Annotated in this window: 34 protein-coding genes; 16 read left to right on the forward strand and 18 right to left on the reverse strand. The window is 67.5% G+C overall.

Features of this window, described 5'->3' with window-relative positions:
* Positions 1-2 precede the first annotated feature (2 nt).
* The 3 genes from M9917_RS13425 to M9917_RS13435 are packed head-to-tail and all read left to right on the forward strand — an operon-like array spanning position 3 to position 6463.
* The gene (locus tag M9917_RS13425) at positions 3-2216 is read left to right on the forward strand and encodes a hypothetical protein (protein WP_297254370.1); all 2214 of its coding nucleotides are present in this window, start codon (positions 3-5) and stop codon (positions 2214-2216) included.
* Complete coding sequence (locus M9917_RS13430; RefSeq protein ID WP_297254371.1) at positions 2216-3952, forward strand: hypothetical protein; 1737 nt, start codon at positions 2216-2218, stop codon at positions 3950-3952. The genes M9917_RS13425 and M9917_RS13430 overlap by 1 nt, the downstream gene beginning before the upstream one ends.
* Positions 3953-3955: 3 nt before the next feature.
* Positions 3956-6463: a hypothetical protein gene (locus tag M9917_RS13435; protein WP_297254372.1), complete on the forward strand. Its 2508-nt coding sequence runs from the start codon at positions 3956-3958 to the stop codon at positions 6461-6463.
* Here the strand turns inward: M9917_RS13435 and M9917_RS13440 are convergent.
* A complete protein-coding gene (locus M9917_RS13440; protein WP_297254373.1) occupies positions 6460-7335 on the reverse strand; it encodes a BRO-N domain-containing protein in 876 nt (291 codons plus the stop codon). The two genes, M9917_RS13435 and M9917_RS13440, sit on opposite strands and share 4 nt — an antisense overlap.
* A 324-nt stretch (positions 7336-7659) precedes the next feature.
* Between M9917_RS13440 and M9917_RS13445 the strand changes: the two genes are divergently transcribed.
* The 11 genes from M9917_RS13445 to M9917_RS13495 are packed head-to-tail and all read left to right on the forward strand — an operon-like array spanning position 7660 to position 13246.
* Complete coding sequence (locus tag M9917_RS13445; RefSeq protein WP_297254374.1) at positions 7660-7992, forward strand: hypothetical protein; 333 nt, start codon at positions 7660-7662, stop codon at positions 7990-7992.
* A gap of 55 nt (positions 7993-8047) precedes the next feature.
* Complete coding sequence (locus tag M9917_RS13450; protein ID WP_297254375.1) at positions 8048-8689, forward strand: hypothetical protein; 642 nt, start codon at positions 8048-8050, stop codon at positions 8687-8689.
* Positions 8689-9636, forward strand: coding sequence for a hyaluronate lyase N-terminal domain-containing protein (locus tag M9917_RS13455; RefSeq protein WP_297254376.1), 948 nt, complete (start codon positions 8689-8691; stop codon positions 9634-9636). The genes M9917_RS13450 and M9917_RS13455 overlap by 1 nt, the downstream gene beginning before the upstream one ends.
* Positions 9636-10043 (forward strand): hypothetical protein, encoded by a 408-nt coding sequence (locus M9917_RS13460; protein ID WP_297254377.1) that lies wholly within the window; start codon positions 9636-9638, stop codon positions 10041-10043. The genes M9917_RS13455 and M9917_RS13460 overlap by 1 nt, the downstream gene beginning before the upstream one ends.
* Before the next feature lie 9 nt (positions 10044-10052).
* Complete coding sequence (locus M9917_RS13465) at positions 10053-10928, forward strand: glycoside hydrolase family 19 protein (protein ID WP_297254378.1); 876 nt, start codon at positions 10053-10055, stop codon at positions 10926-10928.
* Positions 10925-11185, forward strand: a complete 261-nt coding sequence (locus tag M9917_RS13470) for a hypothetical protein (protein WP_297254379.1) — start codon at positions 10925-10927, stop codon at positions 11183-11185. The genes M9917_RS13465 and M9917_RS13470 overlap by 4 nt, the downstream gene beginning before the upstream one ends.
* Positions 11173-11361, forward strand: a complete 189-nt coding sequence (locus tag M9917_RS13475; RefSeq protein ID WP_297254380.1) for a hypothetical protein — start codon at positions 11173-11175, stop codon at positions 11359-11361. Before M9917_RS13470 ends, M9917_RS13475 begins: the two co-directional genes overlap by 13 nt.
* Before the next feature lies 1 nt (position 11362).
* Positions 11363-11710: a hypothetical protein gene (locus M9917_RS13480; protein ID WP_297254381.1), complete on the forward strand. Its 348-nt coding sequence runs from the start codon at positions 11363-11365 to the stop codon at positions 11708-11710.
* A 2-nt stretch (positions 11711-11712) separates the two neighbouring features.
* On the forward strand, positions 11713-11991 hold the full coding sequence (locus tag M9917_RS13485; RefSeq protein ID WP_297254382.1) for a spike base protein, RCAP_Rcc01079 family: 279 nt from the start codon (positions 11713-11715) through the stop codon (positions 11989-11991).
* Entirely contained in the window at positions 11988-12896 is a 909-nt protein-coding gene (locus M9917_RS13490; protein WP_297254383.1) for a hypothetical protein, read from the forward strand. The genes M9917_RS13485 and M9917_RS13490 overlap by 4 nt, the downstream gene beginning before the upstream one ends.
* Positions 12893-13246 carry a hypothetical protein gene (locus M9917_RS13495; protein WP_297254384.1) on the forward strand — a complete coding sequence of 118 codons (354 nt, stop codon included), beginning with the start codon at positions 12893-12895 and terminating at the stop codon, positions 13244-13246. The genes M9917_RS13490 and M9917_RS13495 overlap by 4 nt, the downstream gene beginning before the upstream one ends.
* Before the next feature lie 111 nt (positions 13247-13357).
* On the opposite strand, the gene M9917_RS13500 is transcribed toward M9917_RS13495, so the two are convergent.
* Genes M9917_RS13500 through M9917_RS13575 form a run of 16 tightly spaced genes read right to left on the reverse strand, consistent with a single transcriptional unit; the run spans position 13358 to position 19905 of the window.
* Complete coding sequence (locus M9917_RS13500) at positions 13358-14584, reverse strand: tyrosine-type recombinase/integrase (RefSeq protein WP_297254385.1); 1227 nt, start codon at positions 14582-14584, stop codon at positions 13358-13360.
* Positions 14574-14813 (reverse strand): helix-turn-helix transcriptional regulator, encoded by a 240-nt coding sequence (locus M9917_RS13505; RefSeq protein ID WP_297254386.1) that lies wholly within the window; start codon positions 14811-14813, stop codon positions 14574-14576. The genes M9917_RS13500 and M9917_RS13505 overlap by 11 nt, the downstream gene beginning before the upstream one ends.
* Positions 14814-15218, reverse strand: coding sequence for a hypothetical protein (locus M9917_RS13510; protein ID WP_297254387.1), 405 nt, complete (start codon positions 15216-15218; stop codon positions 14814-14816).
* Positions 15208-15504: a hypothetical protein gene (locus M9917_RS13515; RefSeq protein WP_297254388.1), complete on the reverse strand. Its 297-nt coding sequence runs from the start codon at positions 15502-15504 to the stop codon at positions 15208-15210. Before M9917_RS13515 ends, M9917_RS13510 begins: the two co-directional genes overlap by 11 nt.
* The gene (locus tag M9917_RS13520) at positions 15504-15641 is read right to left on the reverse strand and encodes a hypothetical protein (protein WP_297254389.1); all 138 of its coding nucleotides are present in this window, start codon (positions 15639-15641) and stop codon (positions 15504-15506) included. Before M9917_RS13520 ends, M9917_RS13515 begins: the two co-directional genes overlap by 1 nt.
* Complete coding sequence (locus M9917_RS13525; RefSeq protein ID WP_297254390.1) at positions 15638-15961, reverse strand: hypothetical protein; 324 nt, start codon at positions 15959-15961, stop codon at positions 15638-15640. Before M9917_RS13525 ends, M9917_RS13520 begins: the two co-directional genes overlap by 4 nt.
* Positions 15946-16284 carry an HNH endonuclease gene (locus M9917_RS13530; RefSeq protein WP_297254391.1) on the reverse strand — a complete coding sequence of 113 codons (339 nt, stop codon included), beginning with the start codon at positions 16282-16284 and terminating at the stop codon, positions 15946-15948. Before M9917_RS13530 ends, M9917_RS13525 begins: the two co-directional genes overlap by 16 nt.
* Positions 16281-16784, reverse strand: coding sequence for a hypothetical protein (locus M9917_RS13535; protein ID WP_297254392.1), 504 nt, complete (start codon positions 16782-16784; stop codon positions 16281-16283). The genes M9917_RS13530 and M9917_RS13535 overlap by 4 nt, the downstream gene beginning before the upstream one ends.
* Positions 16781-17056 carry a hypothetical protein gene (locus tag M9917_RS13540; RefSeq protein ID WP_297254393.1) on the reverse strand — a complete coding sequence of 92 codons (276 nt, stop codon included), beginning with the start codon at positions 17054-17056 and terminating at the stop codon, positions 16781-16783. The genes M9917_RS13535 and M9917_RS13540 overlap by 4 nt, the downstream gene beginning before the upstream one ends.
* Positions 17056-18030, reverse strand: coding sequence for a phage recombination protein Bet (gene bet / locus M9917_RS13545; RefSeq protein WP_297254394.1), 975 nt, complete (start codon positions 18028-18030; stop codon positions 17056-17058). Before bet ends, M9917_RS13540 begins: the two co-directional genes overlap by 1 nt.
* A gap of 2 nt (positions 18031-18032) precedes the next feature.
* Positions 18033-18548: a siphovirus Gp157 family protein gene (locus M9917_RS13550; RefSeq protein ID WP_297254395.1), complete on the reverse strand. Its 516-nt coding sequence runs from the start codon at positions 18546-18548 to the stop codon at positions 18033-18035.
* Positions 18545-18805 carry a hypothetical protein gene (locus M9917_RS13555; RefSeq protein WP_297254396.1) on the reverse strand — a complete coding sequence of 87 codons (261 nt, stop codon included), beginning with the start codon at positions 18803-18805 and terminating at the stop codon, positions 18545-18547. The genes M9917_RS13550 and M9917_RS13555 overlap by 4 nt, the downstream gene beginning before the upstream one ends.
* Positions 18805-19044: a hypothetical protein gene (locus M9917_RS13560; protein WP_142112432.1), complete on the reverse strand. Its 240-nt coding sequence runs from the start codon at positions 19042-19044 to the stop codon at positions 18805-18807. Before M9917_RS13560 ends, M9917_RS13555 begins: the two co-directional genes overlap by 1 nt.
* Positions 19044-19355, reverse strand: a complete 312-nt coding sequence (locus tag M9917_RS13565; RefSeq protein ID WP_297254397.1) for a hypothetical protein — start codon at positions 19353-19355, stop codon at positions 19044-19046. The genes M9917_RS13560 and M9917_RS13565 overlap by 1 nt, the downstream gene beginning before the upstream one ends.
* Positions 19352-19591, reverse strand: coding sequence for a hypothetical protein (locus M9917_RS13570; protein ID WP_297254398.1), 240 nt, complete (start codon positions 19589-19591; stop codon positions 19352-19354). The genes M9917_RS13565 and M9917_RS13570 overlap by 4 nt, the downstream gene beginning before the upstream one ends.
* A complete protein-coding gene (locus M9917_RS13575) occupies positions 19591-19905 on the reverse strand; it encodes a hypothetical protein (protein ID WP_297254399.1) in 315 nt (104 codons plus the stop codon). Before M9917_RS13575 ends, M9917_RS13570 begins: the two co-directional genes overlap by 1 nt.
* A 147-nt stretch (positions 19906-20052) precedes the next feature.
* On the opposite strand from M9917_RS13575, the gene M9917_RS13580 reads away from it, so the two are divergent.
* On the forward strand, positions 20053-20370 hold the full coding sequence (locus M9917_RS13580) for a hypothetical protein (RefSeq protein ID WP_297254400.1): 318 nt from the start codon (positions 20053-20055) through the stop codon (positions 20368-20370).
* Entirely contained in the window at positions 20370-20699 is a 330-nt protein-coding gene (locus M9917_RS13585) for a hypothetical protein (protein WP_297254401.1), read from the forward strand. Before M9917_RS13580 ends, M9917_RS13585 begins: the two co-directional genes overlap by 1 nt.
* A 120-nt stretch (positions 20700-20819) precedes the next feature.
* Here M9917_RS13585 and M9917_RS13590 read toward each other — a convergent pair whose 3' ends face one another.
* Positions 20820-21554 carry a DUF3800 domain-containing protein gene (locus tag M9917_RS13590; RefSeq protein ID WP_297254402.1) on the reverse strand — a complete coding sequence of 245 codons (735 nt, stop codon included), beginning with the start codon at positions 21552-21554 and terminating at the stop codon, positions 20820-20822.
* Positions 21555-21557: the final 3 nt, after the last annotated feature.

Genomic DNA, 21557 nt, shown 5'->3' on the forward strand with positions numbered 1-21557 from the left:
CGATGCCCAACCGTCTCGGCCGTGCGGTCGGCGCCATCTCGCCCTTCAACCCCAAGGGCGCCCTGCCGGACGGGCTGCCGGACGTTCAGCGCGGTGCCGGGCAGGAAGGCGAGGCGCTGTTCCGGGTCGGATCGGACCTTGCCGGCGTGTTCGGGCATATGGCGGATCGGGCGGCTGCTGCCGAAGGCAAGCGTGAAGGCGCCATTGCTGGAAATGATCCTGCGTTTCGGCCCACGGGCTCCGCCTCGATCAAGGGCCGCGCCTTCGACGAGGCCGCGACCTCCACCTATCTCGACTCGCTCGATGCGAAGCTGCGCCAGCGCATGCTCGATGCCTATCAGACGAACAAGGGCGACCCGGCCGCTCTGACCGGCGCCTTCGATGCCCTCAAGAAAGACATCCTCGACAACGACGCCTTTCCCGAGATCCGGGGGCAGGTCTCCGCCTCCTTCGAGCGGCTGCGCCTGCCGTTTCAGGTGAAGGCGCTCGACGCGCTTGAAACCCGGGTGCAGGATCAGGCGCGCGCGGCCGCATGGGAAGGCAACCGAGCCAGTACCGGCATCGCCGTGGCGCAGGTGCAGGCGGCGCCGGACAGCCCCCAGGCGCTGGCGAATGCCCGGCGCGAGCTGGACGAGGCTGAGCGGCGGGACAAGCGCCTGTTCGAAAGCGGCGCGATCACGGCCGAGCAGGCGGCGAAGAACAAGGCGCAGCGCGAGCGCGCGGTCGAGGGCGCCCGCTGGGGGGCGAAGATCGCCAATCTCCCGACGGAGGCCGAGGCGGCGGCGGCCCATGAGGATTTCCGGAGGAAGGCGGCGGCCGGCGATCTCGGCCCGGTCGGGCGCGACGCCGATCTGATGGTCGATATCGACGCCGCGTTCCGCAAGCGGATCAATACAATCCGCACGGACGGCGTGCGGGCGCTTAACGCCAGTGACGGCATAGCGAAAGATCTCCTGGCCCGGCTTGAGCGTGGGCAGACGCCGCCGGCGGCGGAGGTGGCGGCTTTCCGGGAGGCGACGGCGGCGCTGCCGGACGGGCAGTCGCGCCTCGACCGTTTCGACCGGCGGAAGCGCTGGCTGACGATGGCCAACGCCGAAGGCCCGGAAATGCTCGATGTGGTGGGCCGTCAGTTGCGCGCGGTGGCGGGGGCTGAGCCCAGCCGCACCGCCTCGGAAGACATGCTCTGGTTGCAGGAACGCGCGGCCGGCATGCGCAAGCGTATCGCCGAGAATCCGATCTCCAACGCGCGCGCGCTCGGCTTGGCGGCCCTGCCGCCGCTGCGGCTCGACCAGCCCTTGGCGCTGGAGCAGAGCTTGCGCGAACGGGTCGCATCGGCCGACGCCTTGCCCGCGCACCTCAACCCCGACCGGAAAGTGCTTGAAGAGGAGGAGGCGCGCGACATCACCCGCAAGATCGGCATGGGCGGCGAGACGGCCGTGGCGACGGTGCAGGCGATAGTCAGCGCCGCCGGGCCGGCGGCGCCGCGCGTTCTGCGCGACATCGGCGGCATCGCGCCCGATCTCGCCCATGCCGGCCTGCTGCTCGCCGGCGGCGGATCGAAGCAGGCGGCGCGCGAGATCATCGCCGGGCGGCAGATCATCGAGGCCGCCAAGAGCGGGGAAGGCGTCGCCAAGCCGCTCGGCGTCGACCAGGTCAGCTTCCGGACCGCCTTCGAATCGGTGGTCGGAACGACCATGCAGGATCGGGCCATGGATGCCGGTCGCGTCCAGAAGGCGGCCGAGACGCTGGCGACGACGAAGCTGCGCGGGCAATCGACCAACAAGGGGCCGCTGGCGGATCGCATCTACAAGCAGGCGGTGCGCGAGGTGCTCGGCGAGCAGGAGATCAACGGCAAGATCTATGGCGGCGTCGGCTATGTCGCGCGCGACGACGGCTGGTTTGCCGCGAAGCGCCCGGTGATCGCGCCGACCGATGTCCGGCAGGACCGGCTGCGCGACATCTTCAAGGCGATCGACAACAAGCTGCTCGAAACGCTGCCTGTGAAGCTCGCCCCGGGCTTCAACGCCGCGCATCTGCGGACGGCGCTGCCGGAGGCGGTCGAGGGCGGCTATCGCTTCGCGCTGAAGGATCCCGACAGCCGCGACGATCCGCAATGGATCCGAGACGCCGCTGGCGGCATCTTCGTGCTGCCGTGGCACCTCGTGCGCGGCGCGCTGCGCGAAAAGGTTCCCGGCGCCTTTCTCGGGGGTCCCTGATGCTGCCCTTCTTCGGGGATTCGCGGACGGACGGCACCTATTACCGGCGCACGACCTTTGCCGATCCCGCGCAATATGGCGGGTTGAGCGACGCGCTGGCGGAGGTGATGCCGGCCGGCGACCCCGGCGACATCTCGCCGTTCCGGACCATCGGCGGGAATGCCGACGCCTTGTCCCGCGTCACCGGCGCGGCCTATCGGGCGATGAGCTATGGCGAGAACAGCAATGCCCGCGCGCTCGCGCTCGAAGCCGGTTACGACCGGATCATCGACAAGGCGAAGGAAGTCACCGGCGTCCTGCTCGAAAACCCCGAGCGGGACGGCTACGGCGCCGAGGCGGCGCGCTTGTTCCGCGACGAGGTGCGCGAGGCCATGGCGCAGGGGCGCAACGCCCAGAGCAATGGCGTGCCCGATGTCCGCCGCCGTCTCTTCATGGACAAGCTGCAGGAGCTGGCGCAGTCCTATCCCGACCGGGTGGGCGATCTCGTCATGGACCCGCTCGCCCAGGCGCGGGCCGTCACGCAGGAGGCCGATGCCGCCTACAAGCGCGCGCTCGCCGAGGCCGATGGTCTGGCGGGCGTGCTCGGCAGCATCGCCGGCGGCGTCGGCGCCATGGCGCGCGATCCGTTGCAGGTCGCCTCGCTTTTCGTCGGCGGCGGCGCCGGCACCGGCGCGCGGGTGGCGGTCCGCATTGCGCAGGTCGCGGGCCGCGAAGCCGTCATCAATGCCGGCGTCATGGCCCTGGCCCAGCCCGCTGTGCAGTCGTGGCGCGGCGAAGCCGGGCTGGAAAGCGGCTGGGGCGAGGCCGCCAGGAACATCGCGCTGGCGGCCGCCTTCGGCGCCGGTGCGGGCGGTGTGATCGAAGGCGGCCGCGAGGTCTTCAAGGCGCTGCGCGCCGCCGACCGCGCCGCCATCGGGAAAGTGATGGACGGGACGGCCACGCCGGCCGAGGCCGAGGCGGCGCTGCGGGCGATCGGCGCCGATGCGGACGCGGTCGCCGAGGTTCGCGCTGCCGGGCGGGCCGAGGCCGCCGACGACATGTTGACGCCGCCGCCGCCGGATGTGGCCCCGCCGGCCCATCGCAGCGCGATGGCCGAGGCCGTGGCCCGGGCCGAGAGCGGCGACATCATGCCCGCCGAGCCGGTGTTCCCGGTACGCGCCGGGGTCACGGACGATGCGGCGCTCGCCGTACTGGAGCGCGACGACCTCGATGCGCTCGGCGCCCTGGGCGTGCTGCGGCGCGACCCTGAGCTGATCGAAAGCGCGCTGTCGTCGCCGTCGCCGGCCGTGCGCGAGGCCGGGCAGGTCGCGCTGCTCGGCGACGAGGCTTTCGCCGCGATCGAAAGCGGCGCCGTCGACCCGCGCTATGGCGCGCTCGTCCAGCGGGCGGCGGTCGAGCCGGAGCGGCAGGCGGCGCTGATGGCCGAGCTGGAGGCGCATCCCCCGCGCAACGTCGCCGAGGCCCGCGAGATCATCGGCGATGCGATCGCGGCCGGGAGCGCCCGGCGCGTCGCCGCCCGGATTGCTGGCGTGCCGGAATTCGAGCCGCGCGCCGTGCCGCCGCCGCGTGAGAACGCCGCCGCCGTGACCGACAGGCCTGTGGGCAACGACCCGCTGCACCTCACCCCCGGCGAGGACGGGGCGGGCCGCGGCGGCCTCGTCGCGCCCGGCTCATTCGAGCTGGCGGGCAGTCGCGAGCGCTTCCTCAACGATATCGTCGCCGCCTGCAAGGTCTGACCCATGGCATTTCGCGATTGCATCATCTCCGCCCGCGACCAGGGCGCCATCGCCGCCGACGAGGCCGACGATCTCATCCGCCGCTACGAGCGCTTCAAGCGCGCCCGCGCCGGCGATCCGCGCGGCGCCGATCTCGCGGCGAAGGATGATCTCGCCGCCGATCTGGAGGCGCAGGCCGCCCGCAAGCGGCGCCTCTCCGAATTGCAGGAGGCCGCGACGGATCGTATCCGCTCCGACATCGCGGCGTTTCGTGGGCCGGACAAGCGGCCGGACGTGCTCGAGGCGGCTTTGTCGGTCCTCTCCAACGAGCAGAACCGGCTCGCCGGCTATGCCTCGGTCCAGGGGCGCGCCAAGGCGATCACGGCCTATGCGCATGCGCGCCTCGAGGAATTGCTGCACGACCAGCGCCGGAGCTGGCTGGGCGGCCGGCGCGGCAACCGGATGCGGCTCGACCACATCATCGACGAGGCGTACGGCACCGGCACCGGCGACGAGGCCGCGCGGCGCTTCTGGCAGGCCTATCGGCAGGTCAACGACGAGTTCGTCGGGATGTTCAATGCCGGCGGCGGGCAGATGCCGCAGATCGAGAACTACCTGCCGCAGAAGCACGACACGCGCGCCCTGTCGCGGGCGGGCCTCGACGCCTGGCGCTCGTTCATCACGCCGCGCCTCGACCGCGAACGGATGATCGATCCCTTCACCCAGGAGCCCTTCAAGGACGAGCGGCTGGCGGAGGTGCTGGAGATCGCCTTCAAGCGCCTGATCACCGATGGCTGGAGCGACCGCGAGCCGACGATGCAGATGTTCGGCAAGGGCGCGCTCGCCAATCAGCGCGGGGAGCAGCGCTTCCTGATCTTCAAGGACGCGGCCGGCTGGCGCGAATATCAGAACGCCTTCGGTTCCCGCGACATCTTCGCCACGCTGATGGACAATCTCGGCGGGCTGGCGCGCGACATCGCCTCCTTGCAGGTGCTGGGCCCGAACCCCTCCGCCACGGTCGAATGGCTGAAGCAGGTCGTGCGCTCGGAAGCGGGCAAGGCGGCGGCCGGCGAGGAGACGCTGTTCAATCCGGGCGGCGCCATGGCGAAGCTGGCGGAGCGGGCGCAGGGCCGGCAGACGCAGGGGCAATCGCTGATCGATAATCTCTGGCGCGAGGTGCGAGGCGGCGCCCGGCCGGAGAACTACTGGGCGGCCTCGACGATGGCGGCGGTGCGCAACACCCTGACCGGCATCCAGCTGTCGAGCGCGGCGCTGACGGCGCTGTCCGATCCGGCCGTCGCCGCCAAGGCGCGCCTCTTCGCTGGCCTGCCGGTGACGCGGCTGATCGGCGACCGCGTCAGGGTGCTGGCCGGCGAAGGGCGGCGCGAGGTGCTGCGGGCGGGGCTGCTGGTCGAGGACGCGATGCACCATCTCGGCCTCAACGCCCGCTATGCCGGCACGCTCGCCGGCCCGGAATGGAGCCGCTGGCTGCCGGACCGGGTGCTGAACTGGAGCGGGCTGACGCCATGGACGGAACTCGGCCGGCGGGCCGAGGCCTTCGACTTCATGTCGGTGGCCGCCGACCGGCAGGCCATGGCGTGGGGCAAGCTCGACATGCCCTATCGCCGCTTCCTCGCCGGCTTCGGCATCGGCGAGGCCGAATGGGATGTCATCGGCAAGGTCACGGCGCACCGGCCGGAGCCCGACGCGGCCGGCCTGCTGCGGCCGGTCGACATCGCCGATCATCACGATCCGCGCGCTTTCGACATCGCCATGCGCTATTCCGAGGCGATGCACGCCTATCTGGAGGAGGCCGTGCCGTCCGGCTCGGCCCGCACGCGCGCCGCGCTGAAGGGTGATGCGGTGGCCGGCACCTTCATCGGCGAGGCGCGGCTGTCGATGGCGATGTATCTGTCGTTCCCGCTCTCCTTTCTCGCCACCACGCTGCGCGGGCTCGCGGTCGAGGGCGGCGTCGGGAGCGCCCGCGGCGCGGCCTATGCCGGCATGGCGCTGATCGGGACCTCGCTGCTCGGCGGCGTGGCGCTGCAGCTCGCGCAGCTGCGCGACGGCAAGGACCCGCGCGACATGCTGTCGAAGCGGTTCTGGGGCGAGGCGATGCTGAAGGGCGGCGGTCTAGGCTTCTTCGGCGATTACCTGCTCGCCGATGTCAGCCGCACCGTGCGCGACAACAAGCTCGCGGCTTTCGGCCCGGTCGGCCAGCTCGCCGGTGATGCCCTCGCCGTGGCCGGCGTCCGGCCTTTCATCGACGGGGACGAGAAATACAACCGCTCGAAGGAGGCGGTGCGGTTCCTCGGCCGCTACACGCCGATCGCCAATCTCTGGTACACGCGCGCGGCGTTCAACCGCGTGGTCATCGACCAGTTGCAGTATCAGGTCGATCCGAACGCCCATCGCAGCATGCGCGAGCGTGAAAGGCGCCTGGAGCGCGAGCTGCAGCAGGGCTCGTGGTGGCGGCCGGGCGAAACCCGCCCGGACCGCGCGCCGGATTTCACGGCGATCTTCTCGCGCTAGGCGACCTGCCGCCGCGCCGCCGCGCCCAGGTCGAGATTATCGGCCGGGATGAAGACGCCGCGGCGCGTCATCGGCTCGCCGAATTTCTGCGGCCCCGTCGCCCGCGCTCCCGGCAGCCGTTTCAGCACGCGCACATAGATCCGGTCGCGCCATTGCGTGTCGGCGAAGATCTGCATCAGGTGCGGCGCGCCGCTGGCGACGGTGAAGCCGTCGATCTCGGGCACGGCGTCGATGCCGCAGGAGAGCAGCGACAGCCGCGCCTCGATGTCGCCGTCGAGCGCTTCCTCGATCTCCGACAGCATCAGGTTGGCGCCGCCGCGCACCTTGCCGGAGAGCAGATGCGCGAGGCAGGCGCGCGCCTCCTCGTCGGCGCTCGCCGGCCCGCCCGGCACGCTCTCGAGCCGCAGCTTCTCCCACAGCGCGCGGGCGCGCGCGTAGCCATAGAGATGGCGGGCCTCGCGCACCAGGGCGAGCTTGTAGGAGGCGACGGCCAATGGCTCGCCGCCGATCGCGAGCGCGCCCTCCGCCGCCGGCGGCGGGGCGCCGGGCACCTCGTAGCGCCCGGTCCTGCGGATGGCGGGGATGACCTCATGGGCGAGCCAGCGCTTGAAGCGCTCGGCCTCGGGCTTGCGGGAGGTGAATGTCAGGCGGTAGGCGCCTGCCTCGGAAACAATCGAAACCGTCTGCTGGCCGCCAAGGGTCCCCATACTGTGGGACCCCTTTTCGTCATCGTCCAGACGTTCAAGCGCGGTGTCATGCTTCGCGAGCCCGAGTGCCGCGCAAATATCTTTCGCGACAAACCATGGCTCGCCGTCGATTTCGACGACGCGGATAAGCTGGTCCTCAAATACGAAGGGGGTGATGTTCGACATGCGGTTGCCCTCTCATCGGCGTGGCCGCAACGCGCGCGCTTACGAGACGCGCGGGTGGCGGGGGCTCGTAACCTGATGAGAGTCAGGCGGGCTTCTTCGTGCTCTCGCGAGCCTTATTCCACCGCACCCCCGCCGCAGGGGCATTCATGCGCGATTCTGCGCACGAAAAAAGCCGCTAGTTGGGCGGCATCCACTCTCATCTAGGAGTTACGAGCTCCGCTGCGAAACTGAATCAGCGGCACCGATTTGTCAAACAGGGGCTTGTTGTAGGTTCGTCGGGTCGCGTAGCGTCGGCCATGGCGACAACTGGATGCGGGGCGGGCCATGAAAGTCTTGGTGGTGCTGAGCGCGATCGCTAACATGCTGACATGCGGCATGGTTGCGTATTTTTTGTTAGAGGGGCCGACGGTTAAGACGAGCGGATTTCATACAGGCTTTATGACCGTCCAGTCCGACCAGCACTCTCCCGTCCATGTAAAGATCGTTGGCGGAGCCCTTGATCATGCGCAGACGGTGCGTGTGGTCGAAAAGGTCCATGTGGATGTCGTCGGTGCGTTGCCTGTCGAAGTGATCGGCAAGGCTGCGGTGACGGTGCTAGACCCGGTTGAAGTTCATAGCGGTTTGCTGTCGCCCCTCAGGGTTCAGGTCGCCCGCTAGCCGTTGACGCCCGCGCGCGGGCGTCATGGTGCGGCTCTCTCGATCGAGGGCCGCCATGTCCACAGCCAATTCCCTGCCGCGCTCGACGCGCCAGAGCGTCTACACGGCGCTGCCGGCCCAGGCCGTGTTCGGGCCGACGCCCTGGCTCGCCTTCGACCCGCTCGACATCGACGTGCGCACCAGGCCGTCCGACGACGTGCCGTGGCAGGTGCCGCCGGTCGCGTGGAGCGCCGATCTTTCGTCGCCGCGTGCGGGCTTCGTGACCGTCGCCTTCGCGGCGGGGCTTGCGGCGGGCACGCGCGTGCTGGTGCAGGGAAGGCGCGTCCACGGGCGCATCACCGACGTGACGCGCGGCGGCGCGATCGTCACCGCCGCGCTGGAGCGCGAGCTCGACATGCAGGCCGCGACCCTGCAGGAGCTGCGGCGCGACACCGATATCGTCGGCGACGCCTTCGGCGCCTTCGACGCCGAGGTCGCCTCGGCCGCCGCCTCGGCGGCGACAGCCCGCGCCTATGCAACGTCGCCCTACGAGGTCCCGGTCGCGGAAGGCGAGCGCTCGGCGCTGCACTGGTCCGTCGTCTCGCATCAGTTCGCGACGGAGGCCGAGGCCTGGGCCGCGTCCGTCGGCGGCATCATCCACGATTTCGGACTGCTCTCCGAAGACGTCACCTCCGAAGAAGACTGGGGAACCCTCTGATGGCACGCATTCCACGCCGGCTCGCGCGGGGCTCCTCGGCTGAGGTCGCCGGCTATACCGGCCCGCTCGGCGAGCCGGTCGTCGACACCACGACGCTGCGCCTGCATCTGCAGGACGGCGCGACCCCCGGCGGCATCGCCATCCCGACGAAGGCGGAGGTGGATGCGGCGTTTGTGGCCGTCGACGACGCGATCGACGCCATCGTGCAGCGCCTGCCGCGCGGCTACATCGCGGGGCTCATCCTGTCGAACAACGCGGTGGATGCGGTGAACGACATCGACATCGGCGCCGGCACCGCGCGCGACGCGGGCGATGGCGTGAACCTCGTCCTGGCTTCAGCCCTCACCAAGCGGCTGGACGCCAATTGGTTCGCCGGCCATGGCAATGGCGGGCTCGACACCGGCTCGGCGGCGGACGGGACTTATCACGTCCATCTCATCCGCCGCTCCGACACCGGCGTGGTCGATGCCCTGTTCTCGCTCTCGCCGACCGCGCCGGACCTGCCGCCGAGCTACGACGCCTTTCGGCGCCTCGGCTCGATCCTGCGCGAGAGCGGCACGATCGCCGCCTTCCTGCAGGATGGCGACTGGTTCTGGCGGACGGTACCGGTGCTCGACGTCGCGGCGACCAACCCCGGCACCGCGGCCGTCAACCGCACACTGAGCGTGCCGGCGGGCATCAGGACCATCGCCATGATGATCGCCGGCGGCAGTAACGGGTCGAACAACTGGTTCGGCCTGATCTCCTCGCTCGACCAGGCCGACACGGTGCCGTCGAGCACCGTCTTCAATTGCGGCGTGACGTCCCCCACCGTCGTCTCCTTCTACAGCACGCTGCTCGTGCGGACCGACACCGGCCGCCAGGTCCGCAGCCGCATCTCGGTCTCGGGCGCGTCCGACCTGCTGCGGATCTCGACTCTCGGCTGGATCGACCGGAGGACCCCCTGATGTTCGTCGAGCGCAGGGACGGCGCGATCGTCGGCGCCTATCGCCAGCTCCAGCCGGGCCTGGCCGAGGAATGGCTCGCGGCCGACGATGCCGGGCTTGCGGCCTTTCTGGCCGGTCCGGTCGCGGAGATTTCCGACCGCCAGTTCGCCCAGGGCCTCGCCGGGCTCGGCCTGATCTCGGAGGTGGAAGCGGAGGAATGGGTGGCGGCCGGGACGCTGCCGGCAGCGATCCTCGCTTTGGTCGAGCAGCTCCCGGAGGTGGGGCGGTTCCCGGCCCGCATGCTGCTGCGCGGCGCGACGCGCTTCGCCTTCGGCCATCCGCTGGCCGATGCCTTCGCCGGGCTCGCCGATCCGCCCTGGTCCACTGAGGCCCGCGCCGCCTTCTGGCGGCATTGCGCCAGCCTGTAGAGGTCGCCCATGCTGAACCGCACCACCTTCTTCGCCTATGCCCGCCGCGCGCCCTTCGGCGGCAAGCTTTCGAGCGCGCAGGTTTCCGGCATGACGGCGATCCTCGACGCCTGGGACCGGCTGCGCATCACCGATCCGCGCTGGCTCGCCTATGCGCTGGCGACGACGCTGCATGAGACGGCCGGGACCATGCAGCCGATCCGGGAGGCGCATGGGAAAACCGATGCGCAGTCTATCGCCCGGCTCGACGCCGAATGGGCCAAGCCGGGGCATGGCGCGCTCAAGGCGGTCAGAGCGCCGTACTGGCGGACGGGCTATTTCGGGCGCGGCTTCGTCCAGCTCACGCATGAGGAGAACTACCGCAAGGCCGGCGACATGGTCGGCGTCGACCTCGTCGCCAACCCCGGCCGTGCGATGGAACCGAAGATCGCGGCCGAGATCCTGCTGTGCGGCATGGTCCGCGGCATCTTCCGCAAGTCGAAGGATGGCTGGCCGGAAACGCTCGATCGCTATTTCGGCCCCCTGCCCGGCGATCCGGTCGGAGCGCGCGCCATCATCAATGGCGGGGGCGACAAGGCAAACCTGATCGCTTCCTACTACAAGGCGTTCAAGGATGCGCTCGCCGCCGGCAGCGAGCTGACGCCGCAGCCGGCCGATGTCGATCCGGTGGCGGCGGAGCCCGACGACGTGCCGGTGACGCGCTCGGGCTCCGCCGGCGCGGTCGCGGTCTCGACCGGCGCGGCGGCCGGCGCCTCGCTCGTCGCCGCGATCCAGAGCCCCTGGGCGCTCGCCGCCTTCGCCCTGATCCTGATCGCCGGTGGCGTCGGTCTCTGGCTCGCCGCGACCGGGCGGCTCGCGATCCTGCGCGGGAGGGCGCCGGTATGAGCATCCTCAAGGCGGGCATCGCCGCCGTCTTCGGCGATCTCCCGGTCGCGTTCTGGCTCGCTGTGGCGGCGATCGCCGGCGGCGTCCTCTGGCATCTGGCGGCCGTCGAGGACGCGCGACGGATGGCACGCCTCGAGATCAAGGCCGCGATCGAGGCGGAAGCCGCGAAGGCCGGCCGGCAGGCGGACGCGGCAACGCGCTCGGTCCTCGCCTGCGCCGGGACATGGAACAGGAGCGCCGGCCGATGCGAGCCCTGATCCTTGTCTTCGCGCTCGGCCTTTCCGGCTGCGCCCGCGACAGCGTCGCGATCGCGCAGCCCTGCGGTGTCATCGTCGACAGCCTCGCGGATGTGCGCGGCGCGACACCTGCCGAGACGCGGCGCATCGACATCCATTTCGAGCGCGGCGTCGCCGCCGGCTGCTGGGAGCGCTGAGATGGCGCGGCGAGCGAGCCAGCCGCAGGGCCATGGCGAGCGCCTGGCGGTCGCCGAGGAACGGCTCGACGCGATGGACGACAAGATGGCCGATGTCCTCGGGAAGCTCGACGCGTTGCTGCGGCTCGGGGCCGAGCGCGCCAGCGCGATCGAGGGCGTCAAGCTTTCGGTCGATCGCCTGCGGCTCGACCATGCGGCGATGCGAAAGGACACCGCCTTCATTCGGCAGGGCATGGTTTTCACCCGGATCATGCGCCGCCTTGTCCTGTGGGGTGCGCCCTTCGTCGCGGCGGCGATCTGGATCGCCGAGCGCTCCGATCTCATCGCCAAGCTTTTCAGGAGGAGCTGACCATGCCCGTGAACCCGGCCAAGCGGCCGAAGACGTCCTCTCAAGCGGGCCTGGGCAATCCGGCGCGCCGCGCCTTCGCCATCACGCCTGCGGATGCGGAGCTGGACGAGTATACGACGGCGCTCTATGTCGGCGGCGACGGCAATCTCGTCGTGGTCCTGGAGGACAACGCCGACGGCGAAATCGTCACCTTCGCGGTCAGCCGGGGCTACCATCCGCTGTGTTGCCGACAGGTGCGCGCCGCGACCACGGCGACCGGCATCGTCGGGCTCGTCGGGTGATGCTCGGTCTCGGCCTGTCGATACCGCAGGTCGCCGTTCTCGGCCCGGCCTGGTCGCCCGCGGCGCTGTTTTCCGGCGGCGTCCCCGGCTTCTGGGCCGGCGGGTTCGATCCCGCGCGGGGCCGGATGTTCCAGACCCATGCCGGCACGGTCGCCGCCGTCGACGGGCTGACGGTCGGTCTCGTCCTCGACATGTCGCAGGGCGCCGCGCTCGGCGCCAATACGGCGCCCGCGAGCCTGACCGCGCCGGCATGGGATTTCATCAATGTCTCGGGCAACGCGGCGCGAACCGCCTCGACCCTGCATTTCGAGAACGCGATCGACCGGAACATCTATCGGGTCGACACCGGCCTCATATGGCCGGCCGGCACCGCGATCGAAATCCGCGTGACCCTCAGCGGGTCCGGTCCCTGCCGGCTGATCGGCATCTCCGGGGCGGGCAACACCACTACGCTTTATACGCCCACGCTGACGGGTTCGCCGGTCGAATACGTCGCCCGGCTGGTCAATCACGAGGCCGGCTCGGGTTTAGGCTTCGGCTTTTACGGACAGAGCGCGACGCCGGTCGACATCACGGTCCACGCCGTCAGCGTCCGCCAGATCGCCGGTCGCCACGCGCTCCAGGCGACCGCGCTCTCCCGGCCGACGCTGACGCTGGCGAGTGGGCGATACCACCTCTACGACGACGGCAACGACACGCTCAACGTCACGCTGCCCGCCGGCACCTACAGCCGCGCATGGATCGATAACCTCGGCGCGGTCACCGTCGAGCGCGGCATCGCGATCTCGGCGGCCGAGAATGTGCTGCGGGCGACGCGCATCTGCGACGTGCTTTATGCGCAGGGCTCGCTTACGGCCGGGGACGAGGTGGCGCTCACGGCCTGGTGGCAGGGGAGGTTTCCATGATCCGCGTGACCATCGCCTGTCCGGAGGCCCTTGTTGCGGATGCAAATGAGCTCGCCCGCGTGCTCGGCTACAGCGCGGCGGACGGAGAAACCTACGGCGCGGCCCGTTGGCGGGACGCTGGCGGCAATCGCTACGCGGTGGCCTCGGGGCTGGTCTCGGAGGGCTTCGCGGCTGCCGCGCAATCCGCGCTTGCCGAGCCCGAGTGGGGCGCGGATATGGCGGCGGCGGCCCGCGCCCAGATGCTGATCACGATCGGCGGCCCGGCCGATCCGGCTCGCCTCGTCGCCGTGTTCGGGGAGGATGCCGAGGCGGCTTATGGGCTGCTCGGGGTGGTGTCTGATACAGGATAGATAAATTCTTGCTTGTGAAGGCGCCGTCGCATAGATGTCGCGGGCTGCCTGATTTCGTACGGCAGTGATTGCTAAGTATCTGTTGAAGAATATAGGCCGGATAACTCTTAATCAGCGGGTCGTAGGTTCGAGCCCTACATCACCCACCACGGAACCTAAGTCGCTGGTTTCAGAACGCTTTTTCTTAGGCGTCTGCTGGCTTTTAGAATCGCATTTCCCGCTCTGATTTGCAACGGTTTGCAGAGCCGGTTTGCTTTTTTTCTTCGCGTCGGGGCCGGGGTTCTTGGTCAACGCCGTGAACCAGATCGTCCCCGCCTTGTACTCCTCGACCAACCGGACGCAGCTCGTCGCCATGACGAGAGAGCGCTTCAGATAGGCCGTGCTCAGTGCACTACGGCCGGGCAGGGCATGGCCGGTCACCGCCGAAATCTCCGGCTCTGAGGCCCCGGCATCGCCAGCGGCAGAGCTGAACGTGCCGCGCATGTCGTGGAAGCGCAGACCGTCGATTCCAGCCGCCTCCGTCACCCGTGCCAGAGAGGCCCTGAAGCCGTCCCCAGTCCACGGCTCGCCTCGCGAGTTGAGGCATAGCGCTTCGCCCTTCTTCGCCCGCTTGAGCGCTTCCGCCAGCGGGGCGGGGACGGGCATGGCGATCTTCTTCGGCGGCTTGCCTTTCTGGCGCTTGCCCTGCTGGAACCGGAGAACGCCATCCTGGATGTTGCTGCGCTTCCACGAGAGTACATCGCCCTGCCTCTGGCCGGTCCAGAGGGCCGCGAAGCACACCAGCGCTACCTCCCACGGGGCTTCCGAGAACAACCGCTCCAGGTCGTCGTCAGCCCATGTGATGTCGATACGCGTCCCCGACTCGGCCAGCCGGCCGGCTCGGGCGCATGGGTTCGTCTTGATGTACCCACGGTTGACCGCGAAGCTCATCAGCTTGCCGAGCACCGTCCAGACGTAATCCGCCTTGCGCGGGGTTTTCTTGAAGGTGTCCCGCCAGCGCAGGAATTCGCCTCGGATCTCCGCTTCCTTCAACGCCTTGATCGGCAGCGTCCCGTACTTTCCCTCGATCAGCGCCAGATAGGTCTTGTACGATTTCATGGAGCTGGCGCTCGTCGGATAGTCGGTCGAGCCCTCGAACTCGCGGATCAATGCCCGAAGGTCGTCACCCGCCGAAACCTCCGCCTTGCGCTTGGCGAGCGCGTCGGCATGCGATTGCATGAACTCCTGCGAGCCGGGCTCTCCCTTGATCTGGGGGCCGCCGCGCCATGCATACCAGTATTTGCGGGTTGTGCCGTCCGCCAGCTTCTTCGTCGAGCTGGCGAGCCCCTTAAGCCGCACGATTACCATCCTTGGCCAACCATTCCTGAAGCGGCGAAAGCTCGGCTTCTGCCGTCAGGCCGGCGTGCTTGTCCAGAGCGCGGTCTATCGCCACGCGGTCGTATCGGGTCGTGCCAGGTACTGCGCTCGGCAGCGTCCCGGCCTTCACGAGCTGGTAGAAGCGGGAAGGGGTGACGGCGCAGTACGCAGCCGCCTCCTGCTTCGTCATCAGGCGAGGGGAGATGCCCATCTACTCTTCCCTTGCCTGTATGGGGGATTTGGAGTTGGCATCCGCTAGGTTCTGGCCAGAACCTACAGGCGGCTCGGGAGTGGGATGCCAATGCGTGGGCTGGACAATCCAACCGCCATAGCCAACGGCCTGCCACGCCTCGAATTCAGCATGCCAAACGGCCTCGTATCGGTCGTCGCAGCCGACGTGCGGGCGAGACAGGGCGCTGCATTCGAGATAGCCCCATAGGAAGATGGGCCGGTTCTTCGGCGCCGTGCTGATGTCCTGCCAGCCGGTCTGTGCTGGTCCCTCAAGAGCCGCTTCGATCGCAGCGGAGAGGGTCGGGCCAGCCCATCGGCCAATAGCTCGCAGCGCGCGGATGATGCGGCTCTCCGCCGCCGTCAGGGCTTGAGGGTCAAGCGTCATGGCGGGGCTCCTCGGGGAGCGTGTGCTTGACGGCTAAATCCAAAAGCTGATCCGGCCACATCCAATGAACCGGGAAGGCTTCTTCGTCGCGGGCTCGCTGAAAATCACCTCCGTTTCGGACGCGACGCCCTTTGGCGTCGAAGCACATCGCCGTGAAGTGATGACCGCGCCAGCCAACCTTGTCGCCATGCTCGGTGTTGTTGTAGCGCGGGTGACGGGTCAGCCAAGACGAGGCCTTGTTCAGCCACTGCTCAAAGGTGTCGAAGCGCTGGTTATGTTCGGCCATCACCGCTTCTCCCAGTCAGTCGGCAGCATCTCGTGGCGCTCCGGCCCGTAGATCCGGCGGTCGAGCGCGCGCCAGATCAGCCAGCCGATTCCGATGAGCGCGAGAAGCGCGGCGGCGATGTGGTCGTAGTCGGTCACGAAAGCCTCCCGAGCCAACGGCTGCCGAGGGCGGCCTCGATAAGGTGCAGAGCCTCACCTTTCCTCCCGCGCAGGATCTCGTTCCAAGCGTCGTCGACCAGTTCGGCGTCAGCGGCTACCACCACCTTTTTGTCCGGCGCGATGTTGACCCCGCCGCGCTCCTTGATGGACAGGGCCTCGGCCTCGCTGATCATGTCGTCGTCGATCAGCGCTTGCAGAAGCTGATCGCTATCGAAGTCGGATAGGTCGATGTCGACATACGTGCTGCCGCTGGTGGATCGCCGCTTCCAAGCCTTCGCTTCCGTCATCGTCTCACCCATTCGCCAGAGAGCTTCTGTTTCCACGGAGAGGCCTTGGAGCCGGGCAGGGGGCGGCGCGACGGAGCCTTGAGCCCGCGATGTGCTGCCTCACGGCGCTTGGCGCGCGCGATGTCCTTCACGTCGCCCTTGGTCTTCAGCCGGTGGCACGGCCGGCAAAGAGGCCGGAGGTTTTCCTCGGTATCATCGCCGCCGATTTCGAGCGGGATGTGGTGGTCGAAGTCGACATCCCGAATGCCGGTCAGCTGGAAGCACATCTGACAGGTGCCGTTGAACCGCTTCCAGATGCGGGTGCGCTCGGTCGTGGAGATGTGGCGCCGGATCACGCTGCCGCCCTCCCGATCTCAACCTGGTCCGTGCCGATCATCGCGGCGAGCAAGCTCAAGACCGCGTCCTTCGATTCCTGGAAGCGCTGCTTGCCCATCGCCTTCAAGGACTGGCTTTCGGCCGTGTAGACGGTGACGACGCTCTCGCGGGCGGTGACAACGGCATAGCTGTCCATGGGCTTTACGAATGCGGCGATGCGCTGGGCTTCGGCCTTGCTGGCGGCGACGATGTTTCGGTGCTCGGCATAGCCGGCGCGGATCAGGCACCACTTGCGGAGATGCTCGCTCGTCGGAAACTGCTCGACGAGGTTCTCCGGCAGGTTCTGCCAAGCCTCGTTGACCGACGCGAAGAAGTGCCGGTGGCTCGCTGCCGAGCGCTGCTCGATGGCTTCGAGGTTATAGACCTCGCCGACCGTGAACTCGGCATCGCAGCGCTTGGCGAAGGAGCGCAGCGGCTCCATCACCTCGCCGTTCCAGCGGAAGGGGATGACGGCGTTCATGAGCGCACCCCTGTTTCCTTGCCGTACTCCAGGACGTAGCGCTTCGCCTGATCCTTGGTCATGGTCTCGCCAGACCAGTCATTGGTGATCTCGCCATCGATGACATCGATCAGGTCGCAAAGCGCTTGCTTCTGGTCGTCCGTATCGTGCTGCGCCATCGCGCTCATCGACACGCCGCCATCCATGTACCGCTGCGCGGCTGCGAGGCTCTGGTCGCTTTCAAGATTCCAGCTCTTGAGCGTGCCCCATTTCAAGGCAAGGTGTTCGGCCATCACGCCACCTGATCGGCGCCACGCATGGCGCCTTCCATGAGCTTCTTCACCTCCAAGGCGTCGCTCGGCGAGCGCGCCCAGAAGTCGCGGAGACTGTGCCGGTTGCGGCTTTCGAACAGGCCGATCGCCGAAACCTCCTCGCGATTGCGCTGGATGAAGTCGGCAACGCGATCAGCGATCTTGCCGATCGGCACCGGCTCCAGCGGCCCGGTCGGGTCGAACTGGAAGAGGATCGTCTGACCCTGCCCGATCTGCTCAAGGCGCTTCTCGGTCGAGCCGGCCTCGGCAGCCTCCCAAGCGGTCATTTCGGCGGTGCGACTGCGGTCCACCTCCTCGGCGGCATAGACGTTGCTGAAATCGTCCGGCCACGCCTTGCGCAGCGCAAGCGCCTCGGCGACCTTCGCCAGCATGACGCGGGGCATCTTTCCCCACTGTCCTGAGGTGTCGAGCGTCAGCGTCCGCTCGGCGCCGGACGCCGGCTTCGTGACCATCTTCGGGTTGCCGTCAGGCCAAGTGCCGTTCTGAACCTGAACGGTTTCGGTCCAGCCTTCCTTGAGCGGGGCGTATTCCTCCCAATAGGCGGATGCCGTGACCTTGTGCCAAGCGCCATGCGAGTGCTTGAAGACGCGCACGGTCGCCTTGATGATGCCGGCCGGGTTCGCCTGCCCCTTGGCCGTGGCGTCGTTCTCGAAAGTGGGCTCGTCCTCATCCGGGCGATAGTTGCCGGTGCGCTCCGCAATTGTGCGGAAGCCGTCGATGCCGGTGATGATCGACATCCGGCGCTTCTTCGCGTCGTTCTTGTTGTAGACGAACGCATAGATCTGCCGGCGGAGCGGATCGAGCCGCAGGTGCCGGGCGGTATGGACGAACAGCTCGAATTCGTCCTGGTTGGTGTCCGCGGCCACTGTCTTGCGGATCAGCGCGAGCTGCGCGTTGCTGAAATCAGGCGTGCGAAGGGGAACGACAGCGTTCATCGTCACTTCCTCAGAATGCGGATCGTGGAGCCGCCGTTCGACAGCGTGGCGCCCTTGACCTCGCGGCCATCGCGAAGCGCGGCGGAAAGCGCGGTCTGGTCCAGCTTCGGCGGCTGCGGCTTGAAGAACTCGGCCGGGATGTCGGCCTCTTCAGTGACGATGGCCTTCGGCTTCACGGCCGAGAGGGTGACGGTGCCGACGTCGAGCTCCATAGTCTTGCGGCCGGCGATTTCGAGCGCCGTGCAGATCAGGGAGCGCTTGAGCTTGGCGCGTACCGTCAAGCGCTGTTTGCGAGCGGCGAGATCATCAGCGTACCTGTCGATGCCGTCGGCCAGCGCCTCGTCTTCACCGATCTCGGCGAGCAGCGTCCGCACGATGCCCTCGAAATCGAGCTCCCCCTCCAGCGTGTCGCGGATGAAATCCTCGTCGCCCTGGGCGAGGTCAGCGATCTGCTCGCGCAGCACCTTGGCGGCCTCGATCTCGCGCTGGACCTTCGCGACATCGCTATGCGCATTCATGACGCGATCCTTTCGGGGAGAGAGCGGCCCTGCTCTTTGGCGAGCTGGGCGTTGACGAGTTGGCGGAGCTGGCCGCGCAAGGGCTCGACCTTCCGATGGCGACGGGCGTGCTCGGCGATCTTTGCTTGAAGGCTCACGATCTCCGGGTTAGCGGCGGCGATGCGCCGGGCGAGGGCGGCCGCTGCCTTCGCGGCGCGCCTGCGTTCGCGCCATGCGGCGAATGTTGCGAGGATGTGGCGGGCTGTGGAGCGGGTCATCAGAACGGAATCCCGTCATCGTCCTCGCGAGACGGCGCGTAGCAACGGGCGCCGAGCGCCTCGACGAGCACGTCCCGCTTGCGGACTCGGTGCGTGGCCTCCAGCACGAAGAACGTGATGCTGGGGTGAAGCCGGGCCAGACGCTCGGCTTCGTTCAAGGCGCTGTCTTCGCTCTTGTGGCGGACAGTCGGAGCGCTCTGATGCAACCCGTAGACCATCCAGAAGGTGCAGCGATCCATCAGAGGATGCTCCCCCAGCCGGTGAGGTACGATCCGCCGACGACGATCATGAGAGCGGCGGCAAGGCTGCCGATGCCGTCGATGATGCGGGCAACCGGAATACGGCCGTCATCCACCGCGCGGGTTTCGAGGACGATGCAAAACGCCTGATGGCGGTCGTGGTGCAGAACCGTCAGCGCTTCTGCGGAACGCTTCGCGCGGTCCTCGTCGAGATAGTCGCCAAGGCACGGCACCCGGCCGGCTTCGACCGCATAGGCGACCTTGAGAGCGATCTCGCGGGAGCGGGCGGGGATGTGAAGGACGCGGGTCATGCCGGCAGCCTCCGAAGGTCAGCAGCTATCCAGTTGAGGACGCGCAGGCAGAGCGCCTTGCGTGCTGCGCACCCAAGCTTGTTGGCAGCGACGAGCGCGTGGCGGACCGAATGCCGCGCCGTGCTCAGCAGCAGGGAGCGAGACTTCGGCGCTTCATCGGCGGTCGGCAGGCAGCGAAGATCGCTCTGAGCCCAGCCGATCCAGGTGTTGAAGCTTTCGAGAATGACCGGGTTCATCACGCGGCCTCGGAACGCAGGTGGCGCGTGATGTCGTCCGACGCGGCGATGCCGGCGAGGGATCGGTCGAGCGAGGCGAGGCACTTTGCGAAGGTGGCCCGGCGATCCTCCTGCTGGATGCGGAAGATCTCGGATTGGCAGTGCTGGGCTCGCTCGTAAGATCCGATGCCGGGGCCTTCGAGGGGCGTGATCTCGTAGCCGGCCGAACGATCCGGCCCGAGAGCTTCGAGGATGCCGTCAGCGATGCGCCGCGCGGCCATCTCCAGCCGTTTGGTGATCGCGTCGACGGGGACTTCTGCGATGGAAGGCGACATGTGTCTCTCTCCGTTGATGGAGAGAAAGTGCCCAAGTCGGGCACTTGTGTCAAGCCCATTATGGGCACTTTTTAAGAAGCCCTATCTGGGCACCTTCTGACCTGTTGGTAACTAGGCCCCACTGCCATTGGGTGTCAGGAGGCGTCAGTGGCCCGCTGGACTCCTGGAAGCCGCTCTGGAATCCATGAGAACATACTAAGAACAAACAGGGCGGTGTTGGGTATGAGCCTATGGGCAGAAGAGGGGCCTTGGCGGCCGGAATTATCGCTGTTTCGTGCGATCGACATGCGGTGCGACGACTGCGGGCGCGGCAAGCGGATGCAGCCGGCCGAGATCCGGCAGCATGTTGCCAATGGCGTCTACAGCCTGATCGGACTGCACGACAAACTGCACTGTATGGTCTGCCGGGCCCGGGGCGGCCTCGGAAAGAATGTCAGCGTCTATCCAATCAAGCGAGGTGAGTGATGAAGCCTTGGCACCACGGCCTGCCGGAAACGAAACAGATCGTCGTTTTCCCGCCGCTCGGGCGAGAGACGGCGTTCGTCGAGTTCAAGGATCGCATCAGGGAGAGGCTAGCAAAGGCCTTCCCGGATTTGTCGTTCGAATTCGCGAGCACGGGTCTGTATCCGGAAGCAAGCGTGATGCCCATGTGCGGCACCGCAGGCGGTCCGAACAGCCGCATCCTCGCGCCGCCGGCGGAAACAAAAATCAGCGCGATCGAGGCGGAATTGGGCTATTGCTGCGAGAGTTTCATCACGCCAGAACTGTCAGAACCGCAAGGTTCAGCCCATTGATATTAGAGCCTGCCGTGATACCGTGATTTTACTCCTCCGCGGCCGAATCCACTGCCTATGGCAATGGCCCCGCTCAAGGCGGCCGGCGGCTCAACCGTCTAGGCTCGGAGGACCCCGCTATCAACGCAACTGCCGGTGCCAGATTGTGAATCTGCCGGCCATAGCTGTGTCTCGCATCGCATCTCGCACCCGTGCGAGTCGAAGAATGTGATCCGAGAGTTCGGATTTGTGCGGAGACGCACCCTCTTTTTGCCTATGACCGTTGACGTGGAAGGCCACTGAGCCAAGCAGGATATCAACAATCTGAAGGCAGTTGCAGGTGTGAGACTCTTTGAAATGAACGCGTCTAAACGGCCAGTCGGCGTCTCGCCTATATCGCCTGGCGCCGTTGTTCAATACGGACTTCAGTTCGGTCAGAGGTATCGGCGTGTTCCTGCTGTCAAGATAAACGTTCATCAGCTTAGAGCTGTTCAAGCGGAATACCTTGAGTAGGAGCTGGTAAATCTCTTTGTTAAATCCAATTTCCCGCGATCCTCCGTTGAAAGAGCTATCTCGGATTTTGCTAGTGTCGATGATGATCGAATGAAACTGGATACCATTTAGCTCTGGGGCTGGGGCGAAAAACGCCTCAACTGATCGACGATAAGCAGGCAGTTTGGACCGGCTGACTTTAGTCCAGGCCATTTCTCCGTGAGGCAACTCTGGCCAACGCGCCTCTGCGATCAATTCGCGAAACAAGTCGGCATGTCGGGATGGCACGACCATGGCTCCCAGCGCCAAGAACCTGTGCTTGGTCTGGCTGCTCTCATCGACATAGACGTCGACATAGTTTTCCTGCGAGGCCGGCGCGCTCAAGGA

It is taken from the genome of Bosea sp. (in: a-proteobacteria) (genome assembly GCF_023953965.1).
Lineage (GTDB): Bacteria > Pseudomonadota > Alphaproteobacteria > Rhizobiales > Beijerinckiaceae > Allobosea.